Origin of the sequence: Bacteroides sp. 2_2_4, from assembly GCF_000157055.1 — a bacterium.
In the GTDB taxonomy this organism is placed as follows: Bacteria; Bacteroidota; Bacteroidia; order Bacteroidales; family Bacteroidaceae; genus Bacteroides; species Bacteroides ovatus.
On sequence record NZ_EQ973363.1, the window covers coordinates 77550 to 95747 of the forward strand.

Here is an 18198-nt window from a genome sequence, read left to right on the forward strand (position 1 = left end):
TATGTTATCGCATACCATTACAGGTATTGGTGATGGCGATGCTTTTGATAACAGTACGGCGCTGAATGCATCACTTGTGACGGACGACCAGCGTGCCGGTTTGTATATCTTCGGTCAGAATCGCCATCGTTCCGCGTATGACCATGATGGTGACGGATATTCTGAAATTCCCAAGATACACGGCCAAACCATCGGTTTCCGTTCATTCCTGAAAACAACGACATATTCGAAACTAACTTTTGAATATCACCACATGGAAGAATTCCGTAGGGGAGGAGACTTGTTGAACCGTCCACCTCACGAAGCGAATGTAGCGGAACAGACCGAACACTCGATCAATGGTGGAGGACTGAAATTTGATTATTTCTCACCTAACGAGAAACATCGTTTCAATGTGTTTGCATCAGCGCAGCATATCAATCGTGACAGCTATTATGGTGGCGGCCAAGATCCGAATGCTTACGGAAACACTACCGACTTAAACTGGATGGCAGGATCGCAATATGTCTATAGTTTCGGAAAATGTATTTTCATGCCTGCTGACCTGACTGCCGGAATAGAATTCAATCAGGATAAACTGGAAGACAATATGTGGGGATACCACCGTACAGTAGACCAAAAAGTGAATATCGGTAGTGCTTTCTTTCAGAATGAATGGAAGAATGAGCATTGGGGATTTCTGATTGGCGGTCGTTTGGATAAACATAACCTGATTGACCATGTGATATTCAGTCCGCGTGCCAATCTGCGTTATAATCCGACGGAAAATATCAATCTTCGTTTCAGCTACTCATCCGGTTTCCGTGCTCCGCAGGCTTTCGACGAGGATTTGCATGTGGAGAATGTAGGCGGTAATGTGGCGATGGTTGAATTGGCCGATAATCTGAAAGAAGAAAGATCACAGAGCTTGAGTGCTTCGGCAGATATTTATCATCGTTTTGGTGCGTTTCAGGTTAACTTTTTGGTAGAAGGATTTTATACAAAGTTATCAGATGTATTTGCCCTTACCGACGGAGAGGTAGTGGATGGAATCCTGACACGTACACGCTACAATGCACCGGGAGCCCGTGTGATGGGACTGACATTGGAAGGAAAGATGGCGTATCTGACTAAATTCCAGGTTCAGGCAGGAGTCACCCTGCAACAGAGCCATTATAGCGAACCGCATGTATGGAACAAAGAAGCTCCGGCTGTAAAGAAAATGATGCGTACACCGAATACTTACGGTTATTTTACAGCAACCTATACCCCGATAAAACCATTATCTATCGCTCTTTCCGGTACATATACCGGTTCGATGCTGGTTCCCCACGAACCAGTTCCGGGATTCCTTGAAAAACCGATAACGGTGAATACGAAGGACTTCTTCGATATCGGTTTGAAGGCTGCCTATGATTTCAAACTTTACAAGTCGATGAACTTGCAGGTAAATGCCGGTGTACAGAATATTTTCAATGCCTACCAGAACGACTTCGACAAAGGGGCTGACCGTGACTCCGGTTATATCTATGGTCCGTCATTGCCGAGAAGTTTCTTTGCCGGAGTGAAGATAAGTTATTAAAATTCGGTTAAGATTTAAAATCGTTATAAATAGGGATTGTTTTGCATGGAGACAATCCTTATCTTTGCAAAAAACAAACTAAACCTTGACTTAGGTGCACAGAATAAATGTGCAAGATGACCGAATGAAACAATTGTACCTACATATAATGAAGTGGTTTCTGCCTGTACTGTTTATCTCGTACATGGCAGGAATCACTTTGTTTACTCACTCCCATGTGGTCAACGGGGTTACAATTGTCCATTCACATCCATTTAAAAAAGGCAGCGAACATAGCCATACGACGGTTGAATTCCAACTAATTCATCTCTTGAGTCATGTGTTGGTGACCGACAGCGGTTTGATACCAACATTCTCTGTTGCTGCTTTATCTCTATTATGCATCCTGTTTGTCCGCCCGCAAATTGAGCAATTTTACCGTTCTTGTCCGGGCGTAATATCTCTTAGAGCACCTCCTATCGCTTAGTCTATCTTTTTGGGGGAACAGTATTAATGTATTAGGATCAACGATTAACGATCGCTGCTTCCCTTTCCCTTTATTATTATTTTTCGAATTAAAACATTAAAAGACTAACGACAATGAAGAAATATCTTTTAGTCCTGGTCGGCCTGTGCTGTGTCTTGTCATACGCATTGGCTGAACGTCCGGACTACCCTGAACTGAAGAAATCCGATGCGAATATAATAGGTCATGTACTGGATAAAAAAACGAAAGAACATCTTCCGTACATCACTATCGCACTGAAAGGAACGACCATAGGAACCGTGACCGATGCTACCGGGCATTATTTTTTGAAGAATTTGCCGGAAGGAAATTTTATACTGGAAGTTAGTTCAGTAGGTTACAAGACAGTGACCCGCAACGTAACTCTGAAAAAAGGAAAGACACTGGAAGAAGATTTTGAAATAGAAGAGGATGCGATTGCTCTCGACGGAGTAGTAGTTTCCGCCAACCGGAGTGAAACGACACGTCGTATGGCTCCTACTTTGGTGAATGTTGTCGACCTGAAACTTTTTGAAACCACCAACTCTTCCACTTTATCACAAGGACTGAACTTCCAGCCCGGAGTGCGTGTGGAGACAAATTGCCAGAATTGTGGCTTCCAGCAAGTCCGCATCAATGGTCTGGACGGACCATATACACAAATTCTGATAGATTCGCGTCCCGTATTCAGCGCCCTTTCCGGAGTGTATGGACTGGAACAGATTCCTGCCAGTATGATTGAACGTGTAGAAGTGATGCGTGGGGGAGGCTCCGCCTTGTTCGGTTCTTCAGCTATTGCAGGAACGATTAATATAATCACCAAAGAGCCTTTACGTAATTCGGGTCAGCTGTCGCACACCATAACTTCTTTAGGAGGAAGCTCCTCATTCGATAACAACACCTCGCTGAATGCTTCATTGGTGACGGACGATCATCGTGCCGGATTGTATATCTTTGGTCAGAACCGTTATCGGTCGGGATATGATTATGACGGAGACGGATTTACCGAACTGCCCAAATTGAAGAATCAGACAGTGGGTTTCCGCTCTTATCTGAAAACAAGTACTTATTCCAAACTGACCTTTGAATATCACCACATGCAGGAATTCCGTCGTGGAGGGGATATGTTGAACCGTCCTCCTCACGAAGCGCATATTGCGGAGCAGTTGCAACATTCTATTGATGGTGGAAGTTTGAAATTCGATTATTTCTCTCCGGATGAAAAGAACCGTCTAAGTGTTTTTGCATCGGCTGCCAATACAGACCGGGACAGTTATTACGGACCGGGTAACGATCCTCTGAAAGCCTATGGAAAGACAACGGATTTAACCGCTATGGGTGGTGCACAATACGTACATACGTTTGACAAGTGCTTTTTTATGCCTTCTGATCTCACGGCAGGGCTTGAATATAACCGTGACCGCCTAAAAGATAACATGTGGGGATATAACCGTCACACGGATCAGACGGTGAATATTTACAGTGCTTTTCTGCAGAACGAATGGAAGAACGACCGTTGGGGGATTCTGATTGGTGGTCGTCTGGATAAGCATAATATGGTGGATAATGTGATCTTTAGTCCCCGTGCCAACTTGCGTTTTAATCCTACCCAGAATATTAACCTGCGTTTAAGCTATTCTTCCGGATTTCGTGCTCCGCAGGCTTTTGATGAGGATATGCATATTGAAAATGTGGGCGGAACGGTGGCTATGATCGAGCGTGCAAAGGATTTGAAAGAAGAGAAATCCCAAAGTTTCAGTGTTTCTGCAGACATGTATCATCGTTTCGGAGCATTCCAGACGAATTTGTTGATTGAGGGTTTTTATACAAGACTGACCGATGTTTTTGTATTGGGCAAACCTTACGACCGTGGTGATGGTATATTAGTGAAAACACGTAGCAATGGCCCCGGTGCTAAAGTGATGGGATTGACACTGGAAGGTAAAGTGGCTTATCTTTCTATCCTGCAAATACAAGCGGGATTAACTTTACAACGTAGCCGGTACGATGAACCGCATAAGTGGCATGACGATGCACCGGCAGAAAAGAAGATTTTCCGTACTCCCGATACATACGGTTATTTCACTGCTACTTGTACCCCCATCAAACCTTTATCTATTGCTTTGTCAGGAACCTATACCGGCAGGATGTTGGTGCAACGTATGGATATCACCGCCGAGAATGCCGAACTGGGTAAAATGCCTGAAAGAAAAGCGGAAGCAATCAGAACACCTCGTTTCTTTGATTTGGGAGTGAAACTGGCTTATGACTTCAAGTTATACAAAACGGTTGATTTGCAATTAAACGGCGGAGTTCAGAATATTTTTGAGTCTTATCAGAAGGACTTTGACAGAGGAGCTAACCGGGATTCCGGTTATATTTACGGTCCTTCTTTGCCGAGAAGTTTCTTTGCCGGAGTAAAGATCAGCTATTAATCGGTCATAAAAATAGTTTCCCGGCACGGTACTTTTTGTTTCCTGCGTTGAAACACTTTGTTTCAAATAGTGAAACGATTTGTTTCACACCGGGAAACACTTTGTTCCAAGCCTTGAAACTAAAAGTTTCAAGCGGCTGAAACTAATATGTCGTATAGAGACTTGTTCTTTTCTCCTTGTTAATCATTGATTGATCGGGTGGTGATAGGTGATAGATGCGGTGATAGGTTGCAAACAACCTGTCACCACCCCTGAAATCCCCATGAATAAGAGCTTTTGGAAGTGTCGGTGATAGGTGATAGAGGAAAGTGAAAGAAACTCTGTGTAGAGATGGATCAAACCATATCTTTATCGACCCCGAATTTTTCTCCTGTCTGACATTTACCGGCAGGTTCCACATGTACCAGAATGTCATATACATTATCTACCGAATTAATGATGCTCTTCTCCACTGCATCGGCAATCTCATGGGCTTGCGTGATCGTGATTTGTGGATTCACTTCTATATCAAGGGTAATCATATAGAGATTCCCTATCATTCGTGACCGGACGCGATGCGGATTACTGGCACCGGGCACTTTCTCTACAGCCTCGAATATCTTATTATATACATTGACATCTTTCACCCCGTCCATTAGCTCCACATTGGAATCAATGAAGATGCTGATGGAAGATTTGATGATAAAGAGACTGATTATCAATCCTGTTATCGAATCGAGTATCGGCAATTTGAAGATAAAAGTAAATATCAATCCTAACAAAACACTGGTTGAAATGACAACATCATTACGCATATTGATAGCGTTTGCCGTGAGCATGGAACTGTTGATCTTCTTTCCCTGTTTGTACTGGTATGAAGCCAGTAAGAGTTTACCGATAATAGAAAATATAGTGACATAGATGGCGATAGCCGATGGTATCTCTTTCACTTCATCTGAAAAGATGTTTTTAGTGGATGATAGCAACATTTGTACACCGGCATAAAATATCACGAGTGATAGAATCTTTGTTGCGATCCCTTCCGCTTTCTCATATCCGAATACATATTTCTTTGAAGGAGGGCGGTTGATGAGGCGTGCCGTAAAAATCATAACGATAGAGATAACGACGTCGGTTGCCGAGTCGATACCGTCGCCGACTACGGCTAAACTACCGGCAAATAAACCGATTATGATTTTGGATACGGACAAGATTGCATTGCCAATTGTGCTGATCCACGAGGTTGTGATTAGTATTTTCTCTCTTGACATTGAAGTGACTCTTTATAATTGTTTGTAATGGGATTGGGGAGCAAAGATAAACATTAATAGGAGTCTGTGATATGAAGTCGCAAAAAACTTTTTCTGCCTTTTTAGTAGTTTATACGTTTTAGTTGTATTATATATAGATGGTCAATTAAAAACAGGACAATTAATTTATTAAATAGTTAACCGCATGTTCAAAAAACTAAGTAGCTCTTTTCTCATTGTGTCAGCTTGTATTTTTTCTTCTTGCACGCCTACCGTCAAGCAAGAGATTGCAATCTTACCTACCCCCGTTAGTCTGACCGAGCAGTCTGGCTCGTTTGTTTTAAAAGATGGAATGAAGATTGGGGTTTCCGATCAGTCCTTGTTTCCGGCTGCCGGGTATCTGCAGGAGATTCTTCGGAATGTCATATCGTCTTCTGTTGAAGTCACTACCGATAAGAGTCAGGTAGATATGTATTTTCAGTTGAAGGATACTGTTGGAAAGCCTAGCTCTTATAAACTTGAGTCTACACCGGAGTATATTCGGGTAGAGGCAACTGACTATTCGGGTATTATTTCTGCTATTACTACTATTCGCCAGTTGCTTCCTGCAACGATAGAAGTGCAGGGAGAGAAACAGAATTATTCTATCCCTGTCGTGCAAATAGAAGATGCGCCACGGTTTGAATGGCGTGGATTTATGTTGGATGCTTCCCGCCATTTCTGGAATAAAAAAGAAGTGAAGCATGTATTAGATCTGATGTCTTTGTATAAACTTAATAAGTTCCACTGGCATCTGTCCGACGATCAGGGTTGGCGTATAGAGATCGAGAAATACCCGTTGCTTACAGAAAAAGGGGCCTGGCGTAAATTCAATACGCAGGATCGTACCTGTATGGCACGTGCGAAAGAAGAAGATAATACCGATTTCCTGATTCCGGAAGATAAGATACGCATTGTGGAAGGAGATACGCTGTATGGAGGTTATTACACTCATGATGATATAAAAGAAATAGTAGCCTATGCTACGCAAAGAGGTATCGATGTCATTCCCGAGATCGATATGCCGGGACATTTCCTGGCAGCTATCGGTCAATATCCGGAATTGGTGTGTGACGGATTAATCGGGTGGGGGAAAACTTTCTCTTCTCCTATCTGTCCGGGCAAAGATACAACGCTGGAGTTCTGTCAGAATGTGTTCAAAGAAGTTTTTGAACTTTTCCCTTATGAATATGTGCACATGGGTGGTGATGAAGTGGAAAAAGCCAACTGGAAGAAATGTCCTCTTTGTCAGAAACGGATTCGTACGGAGAAACTGGGTTCGGTAGAAGAACTTCAGGCATGGTTTGTACGTGACATGGAGAAATTCTTCCTTGCCAACGGAAAGAAACTCATAGGCTGGGATGAAGTGGTATCCGACGGATTATCTTCCGATGCTGCCATTACCTGGTGGAGAAGTTGGGCGAAAGATGCATTGCCTACGGCAACTGCACAAAAGCAGAAAGTGATTGCTTGTCCGAATGAATATTTCTATTTCGATTATGCGCAGGATCAGAATTCAGTAAAGAAAATACTTGCGTATGATCCGTGTGCAGACGAGCGGTTATCGCCGGAACAGAAGAAATATATCTGGGGTGTGCAGGCGAATCTCTGGGCTGAATGGATTCCGACAATGAAGCGCATTGAATATTTGATTGTTCCCCGTATGATAGCGTTGAGTGAAATAGCTTGGGCGGAGCCGACAGCTAAACCGGGTCTCGAAGAATTTTATCGTCAGCTTGTTCCGCAATTTAAGCGGATGGATGTGATGAGGGTAAATTATAGGGTGCCTGATTTGCAGGGATTCTATAAAGTGAATGCATTTATTGATGAAACAACTGTGGAATTGACCTGCCCGTTACCCGGTACTGAAATACGTTATACGACAGACGGCAGTATGCCTACCAAAGAATCAGCTCTTTATAACGGTGCTTTGGAAGTTGGGAAGACTACGGATTTCGCTTTCCGCACTTTTCGTCCGGATGGTTCTCCTTCGGATGCGGTGCGTACCAAGTATGTAAAGGCTCCTTATGCGGAGGCGGTGACTGCTCCGGCTGCTTTGCAGCCCGGCTTGAAAGCAGTATGGCACGATTTCCGTGGTAATCTTTGTGCGGATATTGATGCAGCTCCTGTCAAAGGGGAGTATGTGGTGGAATCGGTATCCATTCCCGAAAAGGTGAAAGGAAATATCGGTCTGGTATTGACCGGCTATCTGGAAGTTCCTGCCGATGGTATCTATACATTTGCCCTTCTCTCGGACGACGGTAGCACATTAATGCTTGACGGTGAATTGTTGGGAGATAATGATGGAGCACATTCGCCGGTAGAGATTATTGTGCAGAAGGCTTTGAAAGCCGGGCTTCATCCGATAGAGGTACGTTACTTCGATTGTAACGGAGGCGTATTGCAGATGGAACTGGTGAATGAAAAAGGTGAAAAAGAAGTATTGCCAAGTGCATGGCTGAAACATGAATAGCAAATTTCATTATTTTTAGGTATTGTCCGTCTTGCCGGCGAGCTGTACCTTTGCAGAAAATATTTGAAAACTTATGCGAATCAGTGAGAGACGAGTCGAGATTAATCATATATCAAAGGTGCACATGCACCGGATTGAATGGGATGAAGAGAGCTTATAGAAATATAAGCTCTCTTTTTTTTGAACGATTTCGAATATTGTTCTTTTTTGAAAACAAGCGATAAGTTAAATGATTGTCGAACTTAATATAGATTGAACGTACGTTATGAGTACATTGAAAAAACTTCAGAACTACATGGGTAAACGGAAAGTGCTTTTGCCTGCGGCAATGCTGCTGTCTGCCCTAAGTGCCCTGGCGGGCATGTTGCCTTATATCCTTATTTGGCTGATTGTGAGAGAACTGCTTGAACACGGAGAGATAACCTCTTCCGGTAATGTGGTGACGTATGCCTGGTGGGCGGCAGGCATGGCCGTGGCGAGCATCGTCCTTTATTTTGCCGCATTGATGTCTTCGCATCTTGCAGCTTTTCGGGTTGAATCGAATTTGCGTAAAGAAGCCATGCGCCAGATAGTGCGTATGCCTCTCGGCTTCTTTGACATTAATACGAGCGGACGTATTCGCAAGATTATAGATGACAATGCAGGGGTTACCCATAGTTTTCTGGCACATCAGTTGCCCGACCTTGCGGCTACTTTTCTAGTGCCGTTGGTAGCTGCCATACTGATTTTTGTGTTCGATTGGATACTCGGTCTGGCATGTATCGTCCCTGTAATTATTGCCATGCTGGTTATGGGTTTTATGATGAATGCGGAGGGACGGCAGTTTATGAAAAGCTACATGACCTCTCTGGAGGAAATGAATACCGAAGCTGTAGAGTATGTGAGAGGAATTCCCGTAGTGAAGGTTTTCCAGCAGACTATTTACTCTTTCAAAAACTTTCACCGCTGTATCATGAATTATAATAAAATGGTATTCGGCTATACACGAATGTGGGAGAAGCCGATGTCGCTCTATACCGTAATAATCAATGGTTTTGTGTTTTTCCTTGCTCCGTTGGCTATTTTGCTGATTGGTTATTCAGGTAATTATGCATCGGTATTACTTAATTTCTTCCTGTTTGTTCTCATTACTCCTGTATTCTCCCAAAGTATCATGAAGAGTATGTATCTCAATCAGGCTTTGGGGCAGGCGAGTGAAGCTATCGGACGTCTTGAGAATCTGGTTGCTTATGAGCACCTGACTGTTGTAGAGCATCCACAACCGGTAAAGGAATTCAGTATTCAGTTCGAAAAAGTTTCCTTCAGCTATCCGGGAGCTAATCAAAAGGCGGTGGATGATGTTAGTTTCACTATTCCGCAAGGAAACACAGTAGCTCTTGTCGGAGCTTCGGGCGGAGGGAAAACAACGATTGCCCGTCTAGTTCCCCGTTTCTGGGAGGCAACGGAAGGGAAAGTTTTAATAGGTGGCATCAATGTAAGAGAAATCGCTCCCGAAGAACTGATGAAATATATTTCTTTCGTGTTCCAGAATACAAAGCTGTTCAAGACTTCTCTGCTCGAAAATATCAAATATGGTAATCCCGACGCGACAATGGAGGAAGTGGAACGGGCAGTAGATATGGCACAATGCCGGGAAATTATCAATAAACTTCCGCTCGGACTGAATACGAAGATTGGTACGGAGGGAACATATCTCTCCGGCGGGGAACAGCAACGGATCGTACTGGCACGTGCAATCCTGAAAAATGCTCCCATCATTGTACTGGATGAGGCGACTGCTTTTGCCGACCCCGAAAATGAGCATCTCATCCAGCAAGCCTTGAAAGAACTGACAAAAGGAAAAACCGTATTGATGATTGCTCATCGTCTTTCAAGCATCACTGATGCCGACAATATCCTCGTCATTGACAAGGGGAAGATTGCGGAACAAGGTACACATGCCAACCTGCTTGGAAAACAAGGCATCTATTATCATATGTGGAATGAATACCAGCAATCTGTTCGCTGGACAATAGGAAAGGAGGTTTCTAATGATTGAAGTAATAAAAAGACGTTTTGCCCTTTCAACTAAAGGAGCGAAAGATTTCTGTAAAGGTGTGTTTTTCACTACACTGCTCGATATTGTATTGATGTTGCCGGCGGTATTTGTTTTTCTTTTTCTTGAGGAATATCTTCGTCCTGTGTTTCAGCCTTCGGCTTCGGTGACGCATGGTATTCTCTATTATAGCATACTCGGTATTGTCTTTATGATAGTCATGTATATATTTGCGGTATTGCAATATCGTAGTACCTATACCACCGTTTATGATGAGAGTGCAAACCGGCGTATCTCATTGGCGGAAAAACTTCGCAAGTTGCCTCTGGCTTTCTTTGGCGAAAAGAATCTTTCCGACCTCACCGCCACGATTATGGATGACTGCACTGATCTCGAGCATACTTTCTCGCATGCGGTTCCCCAGTTGTTTGCTTCCATTATCAGTATTCTGCTTATTACCGTCGGCATGGCATTTTATAACTGGCAGTTGACGATTGCTTTGTTCTGGGTAGTGCCGCTTGCTGCCGCAATCCTTCTTTTCTCGAAGAAGGAAATACAGAAAAGCAATGAAAGTAATTATCTGAACAAGCGGATGGTGACCGAGCATATCCAGGAAGGACTCGATACCATTCAGGAGATAAAATCCTACAATCAGGAGAGAGACTATCTGGAAAAACTGGATGCGAGCATTGATACCTATGAAAAGGTATTGACTCGTAATGAACTGGTGCTCGGCATGTTGGTAAACGGTTTCCAGAGTGTATTGAAACTCGGACTGGCAAGCGTTATTATCGTTGGTGCCAATCTCTTGGCTTCGGGTACGGTTGATTTGTTTACCTATCTTATATTTATGGTTATCGGGTCGCGTGTGTATGCTCCGGTCAGTGAGGTGATGAATAATATTGCCGCTTTGTTCTATTTGGATGTGCGTATCAATAGAATGAATGAGATGGAAGCATTGCCGGTACAAAACGGGACTACCGAATTCACTCCTCAAGGTTATGATATCGAATTCAGACAGGTAGACTTTGCTTATGAGCAGGGAAAACAAATTCTGAATAACTTGTCTTTTATTGCCCGGCAAGGTGAAAAAACGGCTTTGGTTGGTCCTTCAGGTAGTGGCAAGAGTACGGCGGCCAGGTTGGCGGCACGTTTCTGGGATATCCAGTCGGGAAAGATTACCCTCGGCGGGCAGGATATCAGTCGGATTGATCCTGAAACTTTGTTGAAAAACTATTCCGTTGTCTTTCAGGATGTAGTTCTTTTCAATGCTTCCATTATGGATAATATCCGTATTGGCAAACGGGATGCTACGGATGAGGAAGTCCGGAGAGTTGCCCGCTTGGCACAATGTGATGAGTTTGTCACTAAAATGCCGCAGGGATACCAGACGATTATCGGTGAGAATGGAGAAACATTATCCGGCGGTGAGCGTCAGCGTATTTCCATTGCCCGCGCTTTGTTGAAGGATGCTCCGATTGTTCTGTTGGATGAGGCTACGGCTTCGCTTGATGTTGAGAATGAAACCAAGATACAGGCAGGTATATCTGAATTGGTACGTAACAAAACGGTGCTGATTATTGCGCACCGTATGCGCACCGTTGCCAATGCCGACAAAATTGTAGTATTGGAGAATGGAAGTGTTGCTGAAATGGGAACACCGGAGGAATTGAAAAAGAAAAATGGTATATTTGCCCGGATGGTGAACAGACAGGTTACAAATATGAATTGATAAATAGCAACGATACTATGCAATTTTTGAAAGGAGATATACAAGAGGGAATCTTGAAGGCAGCCGAAGAAGTGTTTCTGGAAAAGGGATACAAGGATGCCTCTATGCGTGAAATAGCTTCGAGGGCAGGGGTGACGGTGAGTAATATCTATCATTATTTCACCAATAAGGATGAGATATTCCGTACGATTCTGAAACCGGTATTGAATGATCTGTATGCTATGATTTATAATCACGATGCAGATCAGATGACGATAGACGTCTTTATGGATTCGGATTATCAGAAAATGTCTGTACGGGAATATATCAGATTGGTCTCTGAACATCGTGACCGTTTGCGGTTGCTGCTTTTTCAGGCACAAGGTTCTGTTTTGGAGAACTTCCGTTCTGAATATACAGATTTGATGACGCGTACGATTTCTGTTTTTTTCAAGGAATGAAGCAGAAATATCCGCATATCAATATAGCAATAACTAACTTCTTTATTCACCTGAATACGGTATGGTTGTTTGCCCTACTCGAAGAGCTGGTGTTGCATCCTGTGAAGAAAGAAGAGATGGAGAAGTTTATAGCGGAGTATATCGCTTTTGAAACGGCTGGTTGGAAAGAGCTCATGAATGCATGAGCTCTCTCACTTTATTCTCTTACTGATATAAAAAAACGTCCGGCTTTCACAAGCCGAACGTCCTTGCCTCTTTTAGAATATGTCATCTATTCATATTCCAAAATGAATACATTATATGGTTTTTCAACTTAACAACCAAATAAAAGAAATGCGGGTGAATCACTTCGGCCGATTTCTATGTATTTTTAATGTGGCTACGTAATATAATTATGACTAATTAATTTAATTCTGATACTGCAAAGATAGGGGCTTTCCGCTTTTCCCGCAATCCCCTAAAATGGGTATTCTTCTATCAATTACTAGCTATATATAGTGGTTCAGGCGTTTGCATAACTATGCATCCCTCCAAGAACATAATTTACCCCGAAATAGGTCATTAAGACGGTCAGGAAAGCAAGAATCATATAGATATGGAAGAATAGAGGCTTGCGGAAAATGCGCAGACTTTGTGAATGGAAGGCTACTCCATATACCAGAAAAGTAATCAGTGCCCATACTTCTTTCGGGTCCCACGCCCAGTATCGTCCCCAGGAAACGTTTGCCCAAACTGCTCCCAGAAAGATGCCTGCTCCTAAAAAGAAGGTGGCAGGGTAGAGCAGCAAGCGGCTGACTAGCGTCAACTGTTCTATCCGGTTGTCTTGTATAGCGTCGTTTCCGGAGACATTGTTTTCCGATTCTTTTTTCCGGAGGCATAATGCCAGTATTCCGTTTAGCATGATGAATGCCAATAGGGCATAAGACATCATAATCAATGAAACATGAATACTTAGCCATGGAGAGACGAGCACCGGCATTAATGGGGTTATCTGGGGATTCATTTGTCCCAGATAGGAAACCAACAAAGCAAAGCCGGAGAGGAGGAATCCGAATGGAAGTATAAATGAAAATCTTCGATGGAGCAGACAGGCTATCAAAAGAATACAAAGAGCCATAAACTGCATGGTTTCGTAACCGTTGCTAAGTGGAATACGACCGCCGATGTACCAGCGCAGGCAATATCCTGCTAAATGGAATATGAAAGCAAGATAGAGTGCAACAGAAAAGAAAGTTCCTGCTGTGCGGGAAATCGTTTTGGCTTTGAGCGAGAGGATATTTCTTTGCAGGCTGTTATGAAGTAGAAGCAGGAAAGACAACACTCCCAATGACAGATTTATCATAAAAAGAATCTTGCTGAACGGAATCCGGTTGTAGAGTAATTCTGCTTTCACTTCCAGTTCGGAGAGAGGTTGCACGCTGCCATCAGTGGGTAATGGATGGATGAATGTTCCTTTTTCCAACATCAGGATCAGGCCTACTTTTTCATCTGTTTCCTGGATTGCTTTGGCGAGTTTGTTTTGTTGTCCTTGTTCACGTTGCCAATGTTCACGAAGACGGTAAACAGAACCGTCAAATAAATCAGTTAATCGAGCATAAGGTGTTTGTAAGTTTAATAAATGCTGTAATTCTGTATTTTTGATGTATATCAATGGCTCATTTCTCCACACTTCCGGATAAAGTAACCAGCCACCTATCACTTGTTCAGGTGTCAATCCTTTATATGAAGCTTCTCCTGTCAGTTTCTGAATGAAATCACGGGCTAATGTGTTGAAAGGTACTACCCGGTCGTGATAAATAACCTGTTCCTGTGCTAAACTGTCCGCTTGTGTTCGTTTCAATGCAGGAAGGAGTTTTTTTTGTGCTTGCATGTTACCTGCAAGGCAGAAAATAAACAGTATAAATACACCTCCTTTTTTAAGTAGCGGGTGGTTTAGCAGGCGTCGGAAATCACTACTGCGGGAAAATAGTAGCCAAATCATGGAGAGACCGAGCAGGATATATCCTGCATAAGTCACTCCTGTTCCCCATGGATCATAATTGACAGTCAGCCAGCTCCCTTTTCCGTTATCATCGAAAGATGACTGATAGAAACGGAAACCTTGTGATGTAAATATACGATTCATTGAAATCTGTTCGTGTAATAGAACATTTTTCTGTCCGGGAAGAGAGTAGGTGATATAGCTGATGTAGTCTGCCGGTGCTTCTGTTCCGGGATAGTATGCTATACGGAAACTATCTAGTTGTATTGTGAATGGCAGATCAGCTTTTCTGCCGCTTTCCGATTCCAGGAAACTGTCTATCGTTGCCCCCGGAAGCAAGTGTACGTATCCTTTTTTGCTTCCGATAAACGTAATCATGGCCCCCACCAAGATAACGAGGAGAGAGCCATGAAACAACAATATGGGGAACCGTCGCCATAAAGCGCGTCGGATGAGAGCAACAAGTGCAATGGTGGCAATTGTTCCCCACAAACAACAAAACCAACATGTATGATATATATTTCTTTCTACAAAATCTGTCCCATACGCTTGTTCTACGAAAGTAGTCACAGCGAGTAGTCCCACCAGACAGATATATAAGATAATAAGTAACCTTTTCAACTGTATAATCTTTTATGATATTAAAATGGAGCGTATTCCTTGTTCTTACATTCTTTCACTCCCATACATTCCATCTCAATCAACCATCCGGGACGGCATACCGGAGCATGAACAAATACTTTAGGAGTATGTGGGAAACGTTTGTCATACATTGCTTTAACAACTGTATAGTCGGCTATGTCACGCAGATATACAATCATTTGTCCCAAATCTTCAAACGTGCAGTCCGCTTCTTTCAACAGGGTTTCCACATTCTCCCACATTCGTTCTGTCTGTTTGCGGATGTTGCCGGGATATACCACATCGCCTTTGTTGTTGATACTTGCCGTTCCTGAAATAAATACCTGTCGGCGGTCTCCATAATCTACATACGTGCCACGTTCAAAGCTTACTCCATATTCATAAGTTGGGTTCAGATGGGTAGGAGCATAGAGGAAATGAATCTGTTCCGGTTGCATTCCTGCTACAGCGTAAGTATCCATTTGTACCAGTACTTTCGGGTCGGCATGCCGGCCGTCGATGCCTGTGCTGGAAATATAATGTGTTTTTTCTGTCAGGTTTTGGGTGACGAAAACTTCATTACGTGCTTTCACTACTCCGGCATAATTCACATCTACATTTTGCACGAAAAACCATGTACGGATACAATTGTCTGCCAGTTTACAACCTTGTTCCATGAGTTGCATCACATAGTCGTTCAATAATAGACGGGTCTGGTATTCCGAATTGGCGGCACGATTGAATGCACTACCGCCCCAGAAGTGGCGATAGGCACTGTGTTTCACCTCAAAAAGCCCGTTATGTAAGACTTGTGTCTGTACATCTGTCAACAGGTAAACCCATAAGGCTATTTTTGTTCCGTCCAGCGGGGGCTGTTCCACAATGGAAAGTGCGCAGTCCGAACCTTCGGTTGTCAATGCCAGTAGTGTATCTGCCTGATTGGCAGCGTCACTAAGGAAATAACGTTTGAGGATGGCAACTGCTCCTTTCAATTCTTGGGTAAGTAAATAATCGTAGGTGTTTAATACTGCATTCAGCTGTTCTTCGTATGTATCTTCCGGTTTAGTAGAATGAATGATAATATGATACTCTGAAGCTTCTCCTCCTGCATTATATTTAAAAATCTCTGTTAGCGTCTTTTCAGACTGAATATTCTGTTGTTTTTTGTTGTTCATATCAGTTGGGTAAATAACTATTTATTCTTGCGCACCGTTATTGATCCAGTCGTCAATAAGGGTCAAAATCGGAGATGATACTATTTCTTTTGAGTGATCGTATCCCCAGGTTGAACTAATAGTGGTATTCAATAATGTGTGCAATACGCTTTCTTGCGCACTGCCCGGCTTGACGAGTAACATGCCATCTACTTTCTTCGACGGGCGGTTGACCAGTGCCTCGTAACTTTTGCCTTCTGTCAGATACAGGTTGGCTGCTGCCGAACTACTTCCGCCATGACAGTGTGCGCATGTCGTATTAAATACTTTTTCTTGAATGCCATGGTACATACCTACATTTACAGTTCCCACATCCATAAGGATGGTGTCGTCAACTGCTGTAAGGTCGTCCATTGACTGAAAACTGATAACTCGTTTTCTCAATTTATTAATAACGCACAATTCAATAGTGGTTACTTTATCACTGACTCCTGTCATCGTAACCTGGATCTCATCATCTTCGACCGCCGGAATTGTTTTGGTGACAACGGCATACTCGCTCTCATCATTGAAGCCTGCCACTACAACACTATAACCATCGGGCCATTTACTGATACCATTGATCTTACCGCTCATCTTCAGCGTGCGTCCTTCTTCTGATAGGGTCTCTGTCTTTTCGTAAATACGTCCGTCATCGCATGATGTGATATATGCCAATAACAGTAGATAACCTCCGAAAAGAATGTATTTTTTCATAAACAAATCCTTTCTTGTGCTATTTAGAATGTATACTGAAGTAGAATACTGGCCGAATGTACTGCCAAACCTAAATCGTCGTTATCCCGATCAAGTTGGGTATCATGACCTTTACGGGCAATATACTGGTACATCGCTTGTAACTTCAGATTACAGTTCTTGAAAAAATAGTTCATACCCACGGCTGGCATATTTAGAAAACCATTGGTGTCCATTCCGTTACGGTTGAAGAAATCATAGCGTGCAGCTGCTTGCAGACGGGGGGCAACGAAGTAACCACCTTGTACATAGCCGCCCAGGTAATTATATGACTCGGAAATCTTTTGTCTTTTTGTGAAGCCAACATTCATATAATAGACTTCAGCACCCAGGTAAAGTTTGTTCTTTAGCATTGCAAACTCCAATCCGGCACGATAATCATTGGTACTTTCATTTTCACTTTCTACATTGATAGAGGTAGAAATACCAAACATGATTTTGTCTTCATTCAGCCTGTTCGGATTTCCCTGTGTAGCGGGCATCACTCCTTTAGGCATATAGGTGAAACGTCCGGCGTACAGTAAAGACGGAATGTGCCAGTCATCACTAAATGTTTTTGTTGCTGTATTTACCGCTGCACCCGTACCGTTGAATAAACCGATTTCATACCCGAATTTATCAGCTACCAAACCGTGAATCTCTACACCTAAATCGAATCCGGTGCCAATATTGGGTGTTACCGCATTCAAAGAATAGGGGAGGATAACGGGAGCAGTCAGTGATACTGGCAAACTAGGTAACAATGTTTCTCCCAGTGTTGTCAGGTAGGCATGTGAAAACGGAGTTTTGAATTTACCGACCCGGATGGCAAACTGCTTTTTCAGTTGAACATCAAACCAGGCTTGTTGAAGTAATGCGCCTCCACTGGCTGCCGCATTTATGGAAAGGTTGAAAGATACTTTATCGAAAGCCTTTCCGGTGAATCCGAGTACGGCGTAAGGAACTGAAAATCCGGAGTTGGCTATGTTATCTTGATTGTATGCTTTATCCAGTCCTTCATCGTCGTACCAATTGAAGTTTGCACTGGTCTGTACGAGCAGATAGGGTTTGAATACAAAATCTCCTTTCTTGGTTTCGATAGTGAATCCTTCTCTTCCAGCTAATGATACTACACCATTTTCTGTATCTTCTTCATGTTGTGCCATAGCGGCCAAAGGCATTATGGCAGTCAGCATGGCAATGATTATAAATCTCTTCATAATTACTTTATATATACTAC

General features: G+C 43.0%; 10 protein-coding genes and 2 pseudogenes. 7 read left to right on the top strand and 5 right to left on the bottom strand.

Features of this window, described 5'->3' with window-relative positions:
• Positions 1 to 244: 244 nt before the first annotated feature.
• From BSCG_RS30915 to BSCG_RS09165, 3 genes and pseudogenes are all read left to right on the top strand, one after another.
• Positions 245 to 1561: pseudogene (locus tag BSCG_RS30915) on the top strand (TonB-dependent receptor plug domain-containing protein); the annotation flags it as partial.
• A 124-nt stretch (positions 1562 to 1685) separates the two neighbouring features.
• On the top strand, positions 1686 to 2027 hold the full coding sequence (locus BSCG_RS30510) for a hypothetical protein (protein ID WP_008776571.1): 342 nt from the start codon (positions 1686 to 1688) through the stop codon (positions 2025 to 2027).
• Positions 2028 to 2140: 113 nt separating this feature from the next.
• The gene (locus BSCG_RS09165) at positions 2141 to 4480 is read left to right on the top strand and encodes a TonB-dependent receptor (protein ID WP_004300137.1); all 2340 of its coding nucleotides are present in this window, start codon (positions 2141 to 2143) and stop codon (positions 4478 to 4480) included.
• A gap of 335 nt (positions 4481 to 4815) precedes the next feature.
• Here the strand turns inward: BSCG_RS09165 and BSCG_RS09160 are convergent, their stop codons facing one another.
• Positions 4816 to 5730 carry a cation diffusion facilitator family transporter gene (locus BSCG_RS09160; RefSeq protein ID WP_004300135.1) on the bottom strand — a complete coding sequence of 305 codons (915 nt, stop codon included), beginning with the start codon at positions 5728 to 5730 and terminating at the stop codon, positions 4816 to 4818.
• 184 nt (positions 5731 to 5914) lie between these two features.
• Here BSCG_RS09160 and BSCG_RS09155 point away from each other — a divergent pair, with 184 nt between their 5' ends.
• The 4 genes and pseudogenes from BSCG_RS09155 (at position 5915) to BSCG_RS0127600 (ending at position 12613) form a co-directional block, all read left to right on the top strand.
• Positions 5915 to 8221 (top strand): family 20 glycosylhydrolase, encoded by a 2307-nt coding sequence (locus BSCG_RS09155; RefSeq protein ID WP_008776573.1) that lies wholly within the window; start codon positions 5915 to 5917, stop codon positions 8219 to 8221.
• Between the two features lie 265 nt (positions 8222 to 8486).
• Positions 8487 to 10259, top strand: a complete 1773-nt coding sequence (locus BSCG_RS09150; protein WP_004300133.1) for an ABC transporter ATP-binding protein — start codon at positions 8487 to 8489, stop codon at positions 10257 to 10259.
• Entirely contained in the window at positions 10252 to 11988 is a 1737-nt protein-coding gene (locus tag BSCG_RS09145) for an ABC transporter ATP-binding protein (RefSeq protein ID WP_008776574.1), read from the top strand. The genes BSCG_RS09150 and BSCG_RS09145 overlap by 8 nt, the downstream gene beginning before the upstream one ends.
• Positions 11989 to 12005: 17 nt before the next feature.
• A pseudogene (locus BSCG_RS0127600) lies at positions 12006 to 12613 on the top strand (TetR/AcrR family transcriptional regulator).
• 317 nt (positions 12614 to 12930) lie between these two features.
• Here BSCG_RS0127600 and ccsA read toward each other — a convergent pair.
• Genes ccsA through BSCG_RS09125 form a run of 4 tightly spaced genes read right to left on the bottom strand, consistent with a single transcriptional unit; the run spans position 12931 to position 18178 of the window.
• Positions 12931 to 15030, bottom strand: a complete 2100-nt coding sequence (ccsA, locus tag BSCG_RS09140; protein ID WP_032849616.1) for a cytochrome c biogenesis protein CcsA — start codon at positions 15028 to 15030, stop codon at positions 12931 to 12933.
• A 20-nt stretch (positions 15031 to 15050) separates the two neighbouring features.
• Entirely contained in the window at positions 15051 to 16205 is a 1155-nt protein-coding gene (locus BSCG_RS09135; RefSeq protein ID WP_004311876.1) for a Rid family hydrolase, read from the bottom strand.
• A gap of 21 nt (positions 16206 to 16226) precedes the next feature.
• Positions 16227 to 16940, bottom strand: coding sequence for a hypothetical protein (locus tag BSCG_RS09130; RefSeq protein ID WP_004300128.1), 714 nt, complete (start codon positions 16938 to 16940; stop codon positions 16227 to 16229).
• A 23-nt stretch (positions 16941 to 16963) separates the two neighbouring features.
• A complete protein-coding gene (locus BSCG_RS09125; protein ID WP_004303732.1) occupies positions 16964 to 18178 on the bottom strand; it encodes a porin in 1215 nt (404 codons plus the stop codon).
• Positions 18179 to 18198: the final 20 nt, after the last annotated feature.

Coding starts and splice junctions, on each gene's coding strand:
- BSCG_RS09165 (WP_004300137.1), top strand. CDS start 2,141: ATGAAGAAATATCTTTTAGTCCTGGTCGGCCTGTGCTGTGTCTTGTCA.
- BSCG_RS09130 (WP_004300128.1), bottom strand. CDS start 16,940: ATGAAAAAATACATTCTTTTCGGAGGTTATCTACTGTTATTGGCATAT.
- BSCG_RS09135 (WP_004311876.1), bottom strand. CDS start 16,205: ATGAACAACAAAAAACAACAGAATATTCAGTCTGAAAAGACGCTAACA.
- BSCG_RS09155 (WP_008776573.1), top strand. CDS start 5,915: ATGTTCAAAAAACTAAGTAGCTCTTTTCTCATTGTGTCAGCTTGTATT.
- BSCG_RS30510 (WP_008776571.1), top strand. CDS start 1,686: ATGAAACAATTGTACCTACATATAATGAAGTGGTTTCTGCCTGTACTG.
- BSCG_RS09150 (WP_004300133.1), top strand. CDS start 8,487: ATGAGTACATTGAAAAAACTTCAGAACTACATGGGTAAACGGAAAGTG.
- BSCG_RS09125 (WP_004303732.1), bottom strand. CDS start 18,178: ATGAAGAGATTTATAATCATTGCCATGCTGACTGCCATAATGCCTTTG.
- BSCG_RS09145 (WP_008776574.1), top strand. CDS start 10,252: ATGATTGAAGTAATAAAAAGACGTTTTGCCCTTTCAACTAAAGGAGCG.
- BSCG_RS09160 (WP_004300135.1), bottom strand. CDS start 5,730: ATGTCAAGAGAGAAAATACTAATCACAACCTCGTGGATCAGCACAATT.